The following is a 14532-nucleotide window of genomic DNA, read 5'->3' on the forward strand; positions in this document are numbered from 1 at the left end:
AATCATACCTCCTCAAATTGCGCTCTAAATCTCATTGCTTTATGAAAGACCAGTGTGTCAGTCTCGTAAAAGTCTGACGCCCCGGTACGGGAAAACCCTAATGTTTTCATCGTCTTGTCTACTTCTCCAGATACTGCCGATGTACTACCTTTACTCCAAACATCTACTTGCACGGGTACGTCAGAAGCAATTGCAGTGTCATCTGCAAATGCCGCATCAGAGTTGTCGATCTCAAAAAATGTTATCCGTGGATACTCGTCAGCTTTCGGTGCCGCAAGTTGATAAATACGTTGTCCTCCAAGTAGTGTAACGAGTGCTGAGTTAGCGAGTAGAGCCGTTCTGATTTCTGTTTTAACGTCGATCTTCACGACTGCTGCAACCCCTCTCTCAATTTATCTGCTAGCACTTGCAGAGCCTCTATTTTTTTACTGTTGAACGCTGGGTAAATAAACGGCTCGGCTCTCTGATTGGAAGTACCAAACTCAGTGAAATGAGCACGCCAGCTAACCTTGCGATTCGGCCCAATCGTGACAAATTTAACTCCGTCTTTTTTCTTAACTTTGCTGACGGCGATGTTATCCTCTATGTGATACTTACGATTAATCTTAGACCGCACAGCGCGTTCAACCATATCCGCCGCCAACACTTCTCCCGCTGCTTGTAGTGCTTCTTTCTCAACTTTAGCAACTGCACTCTCGGCCCGTGTACGTAATTCTGCCAACAGTGCATCAATGCCGTCCAAATCTATGCTATTGGCCATCTTCCAGCACCTCACACATCAAATGCGTCTGCGTTCGATCACCGTAATAGTCATCCAGCACTGCCCGAATGTTGTAGATCCGACCATCTAGGGCATCAGTTAACCGCATATTCGGTAGTAATCCTTTTCGGTACCGCACTCTATACTTGACTGTCTTTTCAGCATTGATTGCGGCTGCCTCGAAGAACTCTCGACCACTCAGCGGGTTGCGTGCAGCCCGAAGCACAGCAAATGTTGCCCACGACTCAACGAAAACACCCTCTGCGTCGACTGTGTTCGTTACTTCCTCGATCGTGATCTTCCGATTCAGCTCACTAGGCTTTAATACATTCGAATCGGTGCAGCATCCTTTTGTCATATCGGGATGATCCTGTTCAAATCAAGCATCGATTTTACGGCGTCTGGTGGCTCGCAGAAGCCATTGTTAAACCAGTGCATACAAAGTACGGTGATAGCCTGACGGATGAGAGAGGGGACGTCCACTGGATCGTCACCATATCCTGCAACGTATTCGACGATCACACCGTTTGCAGGCCGTAACGCTCCAGCAGGCCACGCAGAATAAGCGACTAAGAAGCCCGGCTCCGAGAAGTTATCCACGAAGTAGGTACTCGCACTCGCTGTTGTGGCTGTCCCTGTGCTGTCCATGTATGCCATTGCTGTAACCGATTGAAGGGGTGGACGCGGGAGCCTGATCTCGTCCCGATACGGCCAGTAATCCTTTGCGAGCTCGATTGTCTGCGTGATGTATGCTCGGTTTTGATACCCTTCGCACCATTCTCTAGCAGCAGGGATCCAAGGACTGATTTGGTCATCGTATATGGTATCCGTCAATTCAATTCCAAGTGCGGTCTTCACATCATCAAGCGTCACAGGCTCCTGCGCTGGCGGGACGGTTATCTTAAACTTGAGTGCATCACGTCCGTTTATTACCACGGTTACTCACCGCCTTTTCAACCTTAGGGGCTGTTGCTGTTTTAACTTCTGGCCCCTCAGCAATAGGCTCAAGTCGAACGCCAAGCGCTTGGATAGTATTCACTCTCTCGGCGCTCAGCTCGATTTCTTCTCCGACGTGCACGCGTTGTCCAAGCGTGCGGTCGACGTATTCTGTATTAACTCGGAATTTCACTATTTAGCACCTCCTGTATATCAGATTCCCTGTATAAATGCTTAGCTGGATAGGTTGTATCCATATAAATTTGAAATCCTGCGCAAGCGGCACGGATACAGAATGCTCTATCCTCCCATAGGGAGTGTGAGACATTATAAATAGGTGAGTAATTCACGCCTGCTAATATAACCTCACGCTTAATTAGGATGCAAGCACCACTCATACCAACGGGGTAAATACCCGGTTCTCTCCAGCGTTCAAGCTCCCCTGGTAAGAACGAATAATGATCGTAGTTCCAAGCATTTGGCATTTCTGCTTCATCTGGCTGCCATTTCGTCCAAAACACGTTTGAGACGATGGGTTTATCAGCTTTAACTAGCTGCTGCAGTGTTTCTGGATGCAGGATGATATCTGAGTCGACAAGGAAAAAGGCATCAAATGCAGACGCCTCGAATAACAGCCTATTTTTCATATAAGTAACAGCTGCTAAATTCTCATTTGTCCAATGATGCGTGATATCATCGCGTTTATATTCCGACCCTGGCGTTACGCCAAGATACTGGTGTGGCTCGAGATATTTTATTAAATGCTCTGATCCGTGTAGTAGGAATAAAAACTCCACTTCCAGACCCTCAGTGTTCAACGCCTTGAGGGAATCCAAATACAACTTGAATGTCATCTCGTCCTGTCTGACTGGAGCGCCTATGAGGATTCTCATCTGGATTCCTCCAGTGGCTGCCCCGTAGCTTTGGCTGCATCTCGGTGTGCTTGGAAATGTTCTTCGAATACCTCGAACGAGGTGATATGTCCACAGGTGACGGTCGTGTCTGCGTACATCAAGACCCCTGCTTCTTGAAGCTTGAGGCAAAATGCCAAATCCTCGCCCATATTCGGCAGCGGGAAGAAATACGGTGATTCTAATTGCTCAAACACATCGCGACGGATCAGCGCACAAGCTAAGCCCGCGCCCTCGATCGGCAGCAGCCCTGCACCATATTCGATCGGCACTTGCAGATCAGGCTGTCCGTTTTCGTAGCGTGCCCGTGTGTAGAAGCATGGCATGAACGGAGCTACGCGCTTGAACGCCTTCGCCGTAACGAATTGTAAGTTGTGGCGTACCAACAGATCGACTGTTTGCGGATGAAACGTCATGTCTGAATCAAGGAAGAAGAGGAACTCGCATTCTGACTCAAGGAACAACTGCGTGATCTTCTCACGCGCATCGTATACAAGTGAATTACTTACAAGTGCGAAAACGTATTCGTTCGGTCCTCGTAAGTTTGCTAATTGTAAAAGGGATTGAACGGCTTGATAGTCCATCGTCCGTCCAAAGGGGATACCGATCATAATTTTCATATGTGTTTACCTCCTGATGTGGTAATCGCCTGGTAGGTCGTGGAGGCAAGCGCCCAGGTCGCGCCTTTCGATCGGCCAATCTAGCCTCCACAAATTAATTACATATTGCCGAAACGAGCTCCGCCACGGATGATTGTTGCTGCAATTGCCGAAGCTGTATCTCCAGCTTTAGCAACGTAGATGCCAACATATGGCTTGTTAAGTACGTCTGCGTCGATTTCCACTTGTACGAACCCTGATCCAGCTGTTGCAACGGATGTAGTCGTGCGTGATGCCGTCACCTCAGTCGCTACAGCAGAAGCCCATACAGATGAAGTAGATTCCCACACTGATACAACAAGGCTGGTCGCTGTTGTTAGTGGTCCAGTCTGTACGTTGGCAAGAAATTTAGTATGAAGCGCCATGCTGTGAAGAGTCGAGCTAGAAACACCAGCGGAAGCAGTAGGATTAATACCAGCTGTGAACTTCAATTCCTCTTTGATTAGTTTGCTATTAACAAACATGCGTTTTCACGCTCCTTATTTAGAATGAGAGAGGCACAAGGCCTCTCTATTAACCTGCAACAACGTCGAGTGCGACGAACGGAGACACTTGGTACCCGCCTTCTTGGGTGATCGGTCCAGTCAACCAAGGCTGCCCATCGACTAAGAAGAATGCCTTGAGAACTGTTTTGTTCTCACGGAAGTAAACGTGCTCAGATGCGCTGATCGCGAGTGGCGACCCATCTTGAATCAGGTAGTAGGACAGATCAGCTAGCACGAGATCGCCTTTGGCACCGAGTTGAGGAGAACGTTCGTTCCAGCCGAGTGGAGCACCGAAAATACGTTCAGGTGCATCGTCACGAGCGTTCGGCTGCCAAATGAGGTTATTCCCGCCGTCTTTGATCTGCATCAGTTGTGGGATGATAGACTCAGAACCGATCCAGTCAAGTTTTCCGCCCTTCTTCACTTTTGCGTACATGTTGACCGCGTCGACATAGCCAATTTGTGAAGCAGTTGCACGATTCACGCCGAGTGTAGCCGCCGCTTTAAGAATACCCAGCGGTTTGCCAACTCCATCTCCGTTAAGGAAAGCATCGTCCTCAGCTGCTGCAATTGCTTTACCAAGCAAGGAACGAAGCAAAGTGCCTGCTGCATTAGAGTTACGTAGCAACTTGTCAGTGACAACGATGGATCCCGCAACTTCTTTAGGGAGCATATTCACATCAGTAAACTTTGCAGAAGTATCTGGTTTAGTCACGCCTTCTGCAATCCAATCAACTTGAACACCGCCATACATCCCATAGCCGACTTGGTTAAGAGCTGGCATTGTCACACCTGCATCCGGGAACTGAGAATCAGCAGGGATTACAGTCGCACGCGGACGGATAATTGCGCTTTGTTGAGAAACTTGTAAAATTTGTTCACGGAACGTAGTTGGTACGAGTACGCCGCCTTCAGATCCAACGCCCATCGATTGTTGACGGGATTCAGCCTCAACAAAGCGATCGTCGTTCGGTTTGAAGCGAAGCGTTTGGATGAAGTCACCAAAAGAAGCGAATCCCATGGAACGTTGGTCAACTTCTTTTTGAGTGTCATCCTGCTTTTGCTTCATGAGAATACGCTGCGCGCGCTCCTCAGTGTCGATTTCTTTTGCGCGGTTCTCGATCTCTGTCAACAAGGACTCCAGACGACTCGTGTCCTCTGAGCTGCGTTGTTCATTAGTTAAAAGCCCGCGCGCTTCATCTTTCTTAGCTGCTAGATAGCGTTTAAGTTGTTCAATATCTTTCAAGGTAGTTCGACCTCCTTAGGTTAATAACAAGCGTGCTCTCATATTTAGCTCCGCCTCTTTTTGCTTGTTTTCATCTTCGTTCGTTCCCGAATGGCTGCTGCGGTACTCCGAAAGCACATCCTCAGTACTTCGCGCGGATGCGCTTGAGCTCGGATATGCTGGGAAAGCTGTTGGACTGACTTCGAATAAGTCCACGTCATCGAGCGTTCGGATAAGTTCCTTGCCATTTTCTTCCCATGTGTCGTTCCGAACAGAGAATCCGAAGCTCATTCCCTCTACATCGCCGCGCCGAATAGACTCAAGCGCTGTGTCGCCCCACGGTGAAGCAGGTGCATCGAAGTCGAAGCGTAAGCCCTTGTCATCTTCCCAAAGTCTGAGTGTTCCAGCTTTGGTACTCCCGAGCACAATGTCACGGTTATGATTCCATAGGGCCCTAATGTTCTCGGTTTTAAGACTGCGAGCGAAAGCTCCACGGCTGATTTTCTCGCGAAAGCCCCCAAGATTAACCGAGAGTTTATCGAATCTAGCGGCGTATCCGGTGATGGTGCGACTCTCGCCACCTTCTTCTTTCGCTCTGATCTCAACCTCTTCCATATCGAAGTGTCTCATCTCACGTTTCACTACCATCACCCCCTTCCCCGTTGTTCGCTGATGGTGTCGTATCTGCGCCGAGCGGTACCATGTTCAAAGGTTTTAGGTATTCGTCGCCGTCTTCAACTTTGTTCAAGTTCTCAAGGAATCGAATATCATTAACTGATAGCCAACCCCACTGTCGACCGATCGAGTACGATTTGTAACGGCTTGCGACATCGCCTCTTAGCAGCCCCTCGACATTATGCTCCGCGTAGTACACATGTTGCAGTTCTTCTGGGATGCAGGTATTGTGTACCGCTTGCTCCCACCGTCTGAGATACGGCAGAATGGTATGCTTCACAAAGAAGAGATCCTGCTGCTCGATATTGCTAAATGTCGCCCGCTCCAAGTCACCGACCATGTGAGGCGGGACGCGAAAAATCCGAGCAATGTCAGTTAGCTGAAACTTTCTTGTTTCAAGAAACTGTGCATCATTCGGCGGAATTGTATTCTTTTCAAACTTCAAACCCTCTTCGAGCAGCATGAGACGATGCGATTTGCCAAGCCCTTCGTATTTATCTCGAAGATCAGTCCGCAAACGATCAAAAGCTTTATCCGTCAGCGCTTTATCCGTGGAGACAACAGCGCCAACATTCGTCCCATTTGCAAAAAAGTCATACCCGAAGCTTTCAGCAGCTTGTGAAAGGTTAAGCGCCCTACGCGCCATTGCGAGAGGCGAGAGTCCCTTATCCCCTTCCATCGCAAAGCCCGGTATACGGAGTATGCGGTATGGAGGCATTTGGAATTGTTGGCCTGTTTGCGGGATCGTGACCTGGTAATAGAGCTCGCCACGTACGCCAGTCGTCGTTCTTACAGGATCTACGCACCAAGTAGGTAACGGCCACAACGCAACAGGCTGACCATTATCATCAAACTCGATCTCTGCATATCCGTCACCGTGTACAAGAAGATTAGCTGTGACCATCTCGCGAAACTGAATTGCAATTTGTTCAGGATTTGGTTTATCGTTTAATAATTTATACAGCGGAAAATCGAATGCTCTCGTCTTCCCATCGGGTGTTAATTTTAAAACTGGAAAAGGTAACGCCCCTACAGTTTCAGCTATAAGCTTGACGCAGGCATAGAAAGCGGATGTTTGCATGGCCTGCATAGCGGATACTGCTTTCTCCACTTGACCAGAACCACCGAATATCTTGCGCCAGAACGGCTCGGAACCAGTGACATCTTGTTTCTCGCTACGTCTAAAGAAATTGAATACCCCCAACGGCCATCATCCTTTCCTAGATAGTCCTGACGCCACGCTCTTCATAAACCGAACTATCTACATTCTCATAAAGCATCGCCGTTGCCATGGCGTTGATCAGAGCAACTGTTAAGTCGATCCGTTCGATCGATTTGTTTTTCATCGGTTTAATATTCTCATTCCCATCTACTGCGATGATCGTATTCCCCCAGCACCAACGCGCCACGGGGTTAACCTCATGCGTCATCATTCCAGACTTCATCAACCGCTCGATCGTCTTCATAGCCGGTGACATCTGAGCCATGTTCTGAGCAACCTCAATCACGTTCATGCCCTCGCGCATCAAGCGCTGGGTCAGCATGCGGCTGTTCCATGGATCCGTGCCGAGTGCCGCAACCTGATACTGCCGGTTAGCTGCAAGCAGCTTGGCTTCGACGAAATCATAGTCGACGACGTTGCCTGGCGTGGAGTGAATGTATCGCTCGTTAACCCAGCGATCGTACGGAACATGATCACGCTTCACCCGTTCTTTCATGCTGTCTTCGGGAATCCATGCGTCATGGATGAAACGCCAATCGTCCAATCCCTCTTGTGGTGGGAAGAGGTATACGGCGCCGGTGATGTCAGTCGTACTCGATAGGTCTAAGCCGGGATAGCATTTCTTCCCGACCAACTCTGACAGCGACCACTTGCCTGCCGTTTTATCCCATAGTGTGAGTGGCTGCCACCCAACACGCTTGAGCGCTATCCACTGGTTCAGCCGAAGCCACCTAAAAAGACGTTCGGAAGCTTCGCTGTTGCGAGCTGCTAGCGCCTCTTGCCTGACTGACTCAATGCTGATGGTGTGTCCGAGTGACGGGTTAACTTTGAACCAAAGGGCTTCGTCGAATATATCCGCGTCCTCGGGAGCCCCATATATCTTAACGTACCAGTAAGGATCGATTTGCTCGCCCCAAGAAATCTTACGAGCCTTCTCATGTATCTCCCACCCGATCGAATTCCGATCCGGGTCGTCCCCTGCTGTTGTGATGACCCACCATAGCGGCTCTTTACGAGCTGCGCCTGATCCGAATGTCATGACATCCCACAGGTCCCGCTTGGGCTGAGCATGTAGTTCATCGAAGATAACAACCGTTGGGTTGATACCGTGCTTCGTGAACGCTTCTGCCGAAAGTACTTTAAGCGTTGTGCCAGTGAGCTTGTTCTTGATCTCTTTGCGGCTGTCCGTTATTTTCAGGATCGCTTCAAGCTCTGGCTCCTGTTCAATCATGGCGACAGCTGCGTTATATACGAGCTCAGCCTGCTTGCGATCTGCTGCGCAACAGTAAATCTGTCCACCTGGTCCGTCACACGCCAAGTGGTAAAGGCTAAGCCCCGCGATGAGTGACGTTTTACCGTTCTTCTTCGGCACCTCAAGGTAAGCATATCGGTACTGCCGGTACCCTTGTTCGTTTACGGTCCCGTATACATCCCAAAGTAAATCGTGTTGCCAGTTTAAAAGCTTGAATGGTTGTCCATAAAAGTCATCGACAGCATGAAGCATCTGGATAAAATCGATTGGCTCAAGCGCTCTTTGATTGTCATGTGCCATGGCCGCCAGCTCTTCTGTTCATGAATTGCGCCATCGCCGATTCCTTCTTCTCTTTGCCTGCTGGCTTCGGTACATTCTTCACCTTGGCGAGCGGATTGAGGAAGAGTCGGTCCTGCATTTTCAGGAGCATATCCATTTTTTTGTTGATTGCCGTCTCGATCTTGAGCACACCTTCAAGGGAAGCGAGCTGCGATAAATAGCGGAGCGCTTTATAGTTAACTTCGCTGACTTCTTCAGCTCGGCTGATATACTCATCCAGAATATGCTCGTCGATCACGATGTTCTCAATCCTCTGATACTGGACAAGCAGCTTTTCGTACTCACTGAAAGTTTTGCAGTATAGCGCGAGCACACCAATGTCGGAACTAGTCAGCAGCTCGACGCCCTGATCCGCTGCCGACTTGTACTCCTTCACCAGATCGTTCCAGATCTTGCTTGCCGCTTTGTCTTTCGACACGAAGCCAGGCTTTTTAAGTTTGGCGAGCTCATGCTTTCCGAGCTTCACTTCGGCTGCCTGCCGGTCCTCGATCTGCTGCTTGGTCAAGTTGTTCGGGTTGCCCTCAGCGAGATGCAATCCGATTGGTTTTGCGTGTCGTCCTCCCATGAGGGCCACCTCCTAAACTCTAAAAAGTTTCAAAAAACGAAAAAAGTTTGCACGAAGGGCGGCGCTGGTCTTCTAAACTTAGCTCCACAGCTTTTTTGGCCCCCTACCCCCTACACTTGAATGCCTCTTTGGCCTCCGGGATCTGTATTGAACTAATCAAGTATCTATAAAAATACTTGAATCTCATGCGCTCCACCTCATTCCATCTTCACGCCGCCAGTACCCACGATCGTCTTCTTACCCTTCGATGTGTTGCACCTGATGCATGCTGCTTGGTGGTTGCTTCTATCCCAGAACCTTGGATCATTCGGCCCTGTCACTGCTTGTATGTGGTCCACACAATTGGCTAAGCGATCACAGCCTGGTAACTCCAGCTTGCACAGTGCGTTCTCTGCTCTACGCAGAAACGCTTTACTGTACCTTGACCATGTGCTGGTATATCCACGTTGACTAGCTGTACCACGCTGCCTATCAAGTGCTTGGCTTTCTGTCTTAACGCATTTCTCACAGTACCTACCTGTTGTTAGCTCTCTACACCCTGTCTTGCTACATGGCCTCATTGGCTTACTAGGCATTGTACTCACCTAGTCGGATTCGATCACCATGTCGCTTCGCCCATTCTAAGGCTTTCGGCATATCGAATGTGCTACGTCCATAACAGGTCAATAATCTCAACTCTTCGCCGTCAATCAAGAATACCCACCAAACACCATCAAGTTTTATGAATTCACCCTTAATGCGTCTTTGGTCGATAAGCAGTTCTTTGATCTTAGCGTGAAGCTCATTTCGTTCTAATTTTTCTACTCGTTCTCGGTATTGCTCAAATGCATGGTTCGTAATAACCAACGTCAAATCTGCAAGTGCCATATCTCCTCTCACTCCTCGTGGTAAACAAAAAAGCCATCCGAAGATGACTCGTAAAATGTCCCTCTACCTATAGGTGGTTTTCGTACGACAATCGTACGACAAGATTAGGCAATAAACTTTTGAATTTTAGCTTTTGCCCGATCGATAAACGTTTGAACGGTTCTCTTCGTAAGCCCAAGATCTACACTTATTTCGGCCATTGATCGCCCATAAGCCAAGTGTAAAATATAACATTGCCGTTCTCGTTCAGATAATTGCAAAAGAATTTCAAGAATCCGTTTTTTTTGAGGATCTGTCAGGCTGCTCTCTGATATTTCTAGATCCAAAGAAGGAAATTCATCCATGTCCATAAAGTCATGTCGCAGATAAACTTGGCTATTCTCGATTCCTCTGCGACTTCCTGGTCGCCTACCTTTTCTCATCCACTCAAGCGCATACTGCATATCAGAGATCATTCCGCCAACAACAGTTACCTCAAATTTTCCTTGCGGGTCTTTTCGATCAATCTGTTTGCGATATGCTTCCAGTTCACTTTTGCCTTTTGTGTATTGTGCTGTTAATGTATCAACCCAAGTTAGCATGATGTTCACCTCGTGTTGTGGGTTTTATTAAGATTTACGTTGCGATCCTTCTCTCCTCCACCACTTCGCATTACTCCCGTGCCTTCGTTCATATTCTTCGGCAGCACCTTGAATAAGTGATAATGGAACTGCCTTCTCGTGATAAATGATCTGGATCAGTTGAGCGTCGGTGGCTTGTTTGAAATTCAAGGTCCACCGCCTGTCCTACCCTTATCAACTTCCTCAAGCCATTCGATCAGCATCATCATTTGCTTAATCGCCAATTTATTCTGATCGTATTTTTTGCATAACTCACCTGCGGAATCCGCGACCCATGTCCAAAATGCTTGCGTTCCCATACCATACTGCATGGCCGCTTGGTTGGCTTTCTGGATCCACTCATGCACGTCTGCAAAGAATGCTTGATAGTCCATCGGCTACAACTCCTCTATCTTGATGTAGATGCCAGGAAGTGAAGCCCAGAACTTCTCAATGATCTCGCTAGCTACAATCGCATCATCTCTCCAAAAACCTAAATCAGTCATAATATCAAATGGCAACTTGTTTAGGTTATGTGTGTCGGGCTTCGTAATTTTCCACTCACCGTCATAATGCTTGCTACCTTCCTTGATCGGGAATAGCCACTTCACTGTAACTCGAAGAGCTCCCGTATATTTACGATTAGGAACATGCTTTCCGAGGTGTGCCGTCAACTTAGCTCGCGCTGCCTTCACGTCATCAGGCTCATAGAACACCGGTTTACCACTCACACAAGAAACCTGCTTTTCCTGGTGCGTCGCTGTCGGCGGTTTCATCGGCATGAAAAATTCAGTCGACATTTCATCACCTTCCACTTTCAACTTTTCGCTCGCGCTTTTAAAATGTGTAGGAGAAGGGGGAAGGGCGTTTACGTCCCGCCCTTCCCTATTCCTTATATATTTTAATATATAGGTCCCCGCCACAATGTTGCGGTGACTATGACGTACTCAATCCCCGCAACATTTCCACAACATTGCGGCTACTATGATTTAACAGTCACCGCAATGTTGTGCCAACTATGAATTTATGTTTTCCCCGCAACATTGCGGGGATTTATATTGCGGGGATTTAATGGTCGTCGCCGTCATTTTTCTTGACAACAACGCTTCCGTTATTCTTATCAACCATGAATCCGTGCTTCGTGACCCAATCACGAATCGTTCTCTCAGCAACTGGCTTACCAGTCGATGAGAACCACTCAGCCAAGTCTTTTAACGTCGGCGGCTCACCCATATTGCAGTTGTTTACCGCATCCTCAAACTCCTCGGCCTTGCTTCGTCGGTCCTCTTTTGCTTTGTCTTTTCGCTTTCCTATAGCTTTCTGCCAAGGTGGTTTATTCCCCTCACCTTCCGGATCTATGTCTTTCAAGCTGCCTACATCATCCACACGATGGACTGGATATTGGAACCACATGTTAACTGGTGCGAACTTGGCATATTCCCTCAGCGTGCCCTCGACGCGCCATGCTGAGCGGCCACGAACAGCAGCAAGCACGCGATTTATTTCCTCATGAGCTGATGCTAGTTCCGTGTTGTAAATAGCAAGCTTAGCGTGATTTTCCATGGCTTTAGCACTTAACAAATCGTCCTGTGACACATGATCTAGCAAGTATTTAGGATTGTACTCAGTAAAGTACCGCTGGTATACGGCACAGGTCGATTTGTTCTCTTCTTGCTTGAGTAATGCTTCCGTTACCTCAAGTTCCACTAAATCGATTAATGCATCGGGGTCTCGAGCGAATACGCCGCTTCCGCTGGCCCGGTCCATGGACTTCTTGCCACCCTGTGAGCCCTTTGAGTGATGGTGACAGTAAATGACACTGGCCCCTAATTCCGTGGCTATCTTATCAAACTGATTCGTGAAATGGGCCATCTGGTCAGCGCTATTCTCATCGCCAGTAAGAACCTTGTAAATTGGATCGATGATAATTGCGATATACCCCTTCTTAGCTGCCCGTCGAATAAGCTTAGGTGCCAATTTGTCCATAGGTACCGATTTGCCACGTAAATTCCAGATATCGATGTTGGCGAGGTTAGTTGGTGGAAGTCCCACTGCTTGGTATACGTCTTTGAATCGATGCAAGCAGCTTGCACGGTCAAGTTCCAAATTTGCATATAGAACCTTACCTTTTGTGCATTGCCATCCCATCCACTTATCACCTTCTGCTATAGCTATACTCAGCTCAATAAGTGCAAAGCTCTTGCCAGCCTTCGACGGCCCCGCCATAAGCATTTTATGTCCCTGCCTGAGCACGCCATGAATAAGAGGGGGTGCCAGCTTTGGCATGTCATTCCAATAATCAGTGAGATTCTCGGGATCCGGAAGATCATCATTCACACCTTCGATCCATTCATTCCACTCAGTCCAACTGTTCTTTCCGATGTTCGTATCGACGATGAATTGCTTTTTACCGTTCCGTTCAACACCTGGCATACGAGACAATCTAGAAGGATTTCGATTCTGCTTATCGATGTTCAGGCCGTTTTTTTTACAGATTTCATACAAATAATCGACACGCTTACGATACTCGTCATAGTTGGCCGCATCGACCTTTACAATGGCGTGAAGGCTCTTACCTCCGCTATATACCATGACGGCTATCGGCAGCTCTAACTCACGCATGATGGCATTCTGCTTCTCAATGTCCATAGTGTCAGATTCAACTAACGCATAGCGGAATTCGGTGACATTATCATTTTTTACACCTTTACCATCAAGAGGATTGAATCGGATCCACGCGCCAGCCTCAGGTTTGCAATCACCCAATACGGAACCAATGTCGCCATCACATTGATTAAGCGCTTGAATTAACTCGCCTGCTGTACGATCGTACGCACCTTTTGTAGGCAAGTATTTACCTTCATCATCCTGCCAAGTGTCCGTGACATATCCGACATTCTCGGATGCTTCGAATAACGTCGACAGATACGTGGTCATCTGTTGCACAGGATTCCAAACGGATGGTTCGTGAACCTCTTTGCCTTCGATCCAGTTCTTATCAACAACCACATAATCTCCGCCGGCAATCTCATCGTCCCAACCTAATTCGTGTTCTTCACGACTTGACGAACGAGGTAGCCAACCATTATCTTTCGCCATTTTTGTAATCGTGGCGCCAGTGACTGGTGATCCAGTTCCCTCAAAAGAAGTCCATTTTTTGAAGCATTCACCAGGACGATAGCGCACACCATCACGGCTGCTCCAACTTTCCCAATCGCTTGCTGTGTACCCTTCATATTTAAGCGCCATTCCTACGTTGACCCATTCGGTATAGCTCAGATAGGCCGGGTCAACGTAGGCCAGCAAAGCAATAAGATCTAGCTTATTCTCCATTTAGACCTCCTGATTTCACTCAACATTATTTCCTTCTATAATTCGAAAATTAGAAGATATCACCGATGTTATCGTGTCCGTATATCAAAAATCTCGTTCTCTGTTTCATCAGTTGTAACAGTCATCATGCCGTCCCATTCCTCGCGGATCTGTATAGCCTTGGCTACTACAGCTTCCTTTTGCTTCTTGGTGAGGACAATGTCCATCGCCTCACCATAATGCCGTTCAGCTGCTGCATAGGCGCGGGTATGATAGATGTTCATGACGGACCAGAACTTCTCATGTGTTAATTGCTTAATCTTTTGAAAAAATCTGCGTTTTTGATTGTCATCCACGACGCTCACCACCACTTAACAATGATATAAATAATTGCAATTACGATAACCTCTATTGCTAGTGCGCACATAATACCACGGAAAGCACCAAGCCCGTCGTCATGTTCTTTCATTGAATCCATAACCAGCAATTCGTTTCGCGCAAGATGTGCAAATCCTTCTATCCCAAATGTTGTTCAGGTTCTCAGTTGATTGGCAGAACACACAACCGGGTGCATACTTTTGAATAACGATACGATCGCCATCAACGAATACTTCAAGTGGATCTAAGTCCGCGATACCAAGAGTATTACGTAGTTCCTTTGGTAAACAGATACGTCCTAATACGTCGATTTTGCGTACGATTCCTGTTGATTTCATATGAATTCC

The 14532-nt window shown here is 47.8% G+C and carries 22 protein-coding genes; all 22 read right to left on the reverse strand.

Annotated elements, in window-relative coordinates; all coding sequences use genetic code 11:
• Positions 1–2: 2 nt before the first annotated feature.
• The 22 genes from gp17 to A8708_RS06715 all read right to left on the reverse strand — a co-directional run bounded on the left by gp17 (position 3) and on the right by A8708_RS06715 (position 14523).
• Positions 3–368: a tail completion protein gp17 gene (gp17, locus tag A8708_RS06615; RefSeq protein ID WP_068662713.1), complete on the reverse strand. Its 366-nt coding sequence runs from the start codon at positions 366–368 to the stop codon at positions 3–5.
• Complete coding sequence (locus tag A8708_RS06620; protein WP_068662714.1) at positions 365–760, reverse strand: HK97-gp10 family putative phage morphogenesis protein; 396 nt, start codon at positions 758–760, stop codon at positions 365–367. The genes gp17 and A8708_RS06620 overlap by 4 nt, the downstream gene beginning before the upstream one ends.
• Positions 750–1118 carry a phage head closure protein gene (locus A8708_RS06625; protein WP_068662715.1) on the reverse strand — a complete coding sequence of 123 codons (369 nt, stop codon included), beginning with the start codon at positions 1116–1118 and terminating at the stop codon, positions 750–752. Before A8708_RS06625 ends, A8708_RS06620 begins: the two co-directional genes overlap by 11 nt.
• A complete protein-coding gene (locus tag A8708_RS06630) occupies positions 1115–1696 on the reverse strand; it encodes a head-tail connector protein (protein WP_068662716.1) in 582 nt (193 codons plus the stop codon). Before A8708_RS06630 ends, A8708_RS06625 begins: the two co-directional genes overlap by 4 nt.
• Positions 1677–1889 (reverse strand): hypothetical protein, encoded by a 213-nt coding sequence (locus A8708_RS06635; RefSeq protein WP_068662717.1) that lies wholly within the window; start codon positions 1887–1889, stop codon positions 1677–1679. The genes A8708_RS06630 and A8708_RS06635 overlap by 20 nt, the downstream gene beginning before the upstream one ends.
• Positions 1873–2589: a glycosyltransferase family 2 protein gene (locus A8708_RS06640; protein ID WP_068662718.1), complete on the reverse strand. Its 717-nt coding sequence runs from the start codon at positions 2587–2589 to the stop codon at positions 1873–1875. Before A8708_RS06640 ends, A8708_RS06635 begins: the two co-directional genes overlap by 17 nt.
• On the reverse strand, positions 2586–3227 hold the full coding sequence (locus A8708_RS06645) for a glycosyltransferase family 2 protein (RefSeq protein WP_068662719.1): 642 nt from the start codon (positions 3225–3227) through the stop codon (positions 2586–2588). Before A8708_RS06645 ends, A8708_RS06640 begins: the two co-directional genes overlap by 4 nt.
• A gap of 98 nt (positions 3228–3325) precedes the next feature.
• Positions 3326–3730, reverse strand: coding sequence for a hypothetical protein (locus A8708_RS06650; protein ID WP_068662720.1), 405 nt, complete (start codon positions 3728–3730; stop codon positions 3326–3328).
• Positions 3731–3779: 49 nt separating this feature from the next.
• Complete coding sequence (locus A8708_RS06655) at positions 3780–4997, reverse strand: phage major capsid protein (RefSeq protein WP_068662721.1); 1218 nt, start codon at positions 4995–4997, stop codon at positions 3780–3782.
• Positions 4998–5012: 15 nt separating this feature from the next.
• Positions 5013–5618 (reverse strand): HK97 family phage prohead protease, encoded by a 606-nt coding sequence (locus A8708_RS06660; RefSeq protein WP_167355852.1) that lies wholly within the window; start codon positions 5616–5618, stop codon positions 5013–5015.
• Entirely contained in the window at positions 5608–6855 is a 1248-nt protein-coding gene (locus A8708_RS06665; RefSeq protein WP_068662723.1) for a phage portal protein, read from the reverse strand. Before A8708_RS06665 ends, A8708_RS06660 begins: the two co-directional genes overlap by 11 nt.
• Positions 6856–6871: 16 nt before the next feature.
• Complete coding sequence (locus A8708_RS06670; protein WP_068662724.1) at positions 6872–8425, reverse strand: terminase large subunit; 1554 nt, start codon at positions 8423–8425, stop codon at positions 6872–6874.
• Complete coding sequence (locus tag A8708_RS06675; RefSeq protein ID WP_068662725.1) at positions 8415–9029, reverse strand: terminase; 615 nt, start codon at positions 9027–9029, stop codon at positions 8415–8417. The genes A8708_RS06670 and A8708_RS06675 overlap by 11 nt, the downstream gene beginning before the upstream one ends.
• Positions 9030–9226: 197 nt before the next feature.
• Positions 9227–9613: a hypothetical protein gene (locus A8708_RS36045; RefSeq protein WP_204787479.1), complete on the reverse strand. Its 387-nt coding sequence runs from the start codon at positions 9611–9613 to the stop codon at positions 9227–9229.
• Positions 9597–9896 (reverse strand): hypothetical protein, encoded by a 300-nt coding sequence (locus tag A8708_RS06685; RefSeq protein WP_068662727.1) that lies wholly within the window; start codon positions 9894–9896, stop codon positions 9597–9599. The genes A8708_RS36045 and A8708_RS06685 overlap by 17 nt, the downstream gene beginning before the upstream one ends.
• Positions 9897–10000: 104 nt before the next feature.
• The gene (locus A8708_RS06690; RefSeq protein ID WP_068662728.1) at positions 10001–10477 is read right to left on the reverse strand and encodes a sigma factor-like helix-turn-helix DNA-binding protein; all 477 of its coding nucleotides are present in this window, start codon (positions 10475–10477) and stop codon (positions 10001–10003) included.
• A gap of 27 nt (positions 10478–10504) precedes the next feature.
• Entirely contained in the window at positions 10505–10666 is a 162-nt protein-coding gene (locus A8708_RS35270) for a hypothetical protein (RefSeq protein ID WP_157264569.1), read from the reverse strand.
• Positions 10663–10890, reverse strand: coding sequence for a hypothetical protein (locus A8708_RS06695; RefSeq protein ID WP_068662729.1), 228 nt, complete (start codon positions 10888–10890; stop codon positions 10663–10665). The genes A8708_RS35270 and A8708_RS06695 overlap by 4 nt, the downstream gene beginning before the upstream one ends.
• A 3-nt stretch (positions 10891–10893) precedes the next feature.
• Positions 10894–11295, reverse strand: a complete 402-nt coding sequence (locus A8708_RS06700; protein ID WP_068662730.1) for a RusA family crossover junction endodeoxyribonuclease — start codon at positions 11293–11295, stop codon at positions 10894–10896.
• Between the two features lie 268 nt (positions 11296–11563).
• Positions 11564–13828, reverse strand: a complete 2265-nt coding sequence (locus A8708_RS06705) for an AAA family ATPase (protein WP_068662731.1) — start codon at positions 13826–13828, stop codon at positions 11564–11566.
• Between the two features lie 68 nt (positions 13829–13896).
• Positions 13897–14163: a hypothetical protein gene (locus tag A8708_RS06710; protein WP_068662732.1), complete on the reverse strand. Its 267-nt coding sequence runs from the start codon at positions 14161–14163 to the stop codon at positions 13897–13899.
• Positions 14164–14262: 99 nt separating this feature from the next.
• Entirely contained in the window at positions 14263–14523 is a 261-nt protein-coding gene (locus tag A8708_RS06715; protein ID WP_068662733.1) for an AbrB/MazE/SpoVT family DNA-binding domain-containing protein, read from the reverse strand.
• Positions 14524–14532: the final 9 nt, after the last annotated feature.

Source organism: Paenibacillus oryzisoli, assembly GCF_001653565.1.
GTDB classification, from domain to species: Bacteria; Bacillota; Bacilli; order Paenibacillales; family NBRC-103111; genus Paenibacillus_E; species Paenibacillus_E oryzisoli.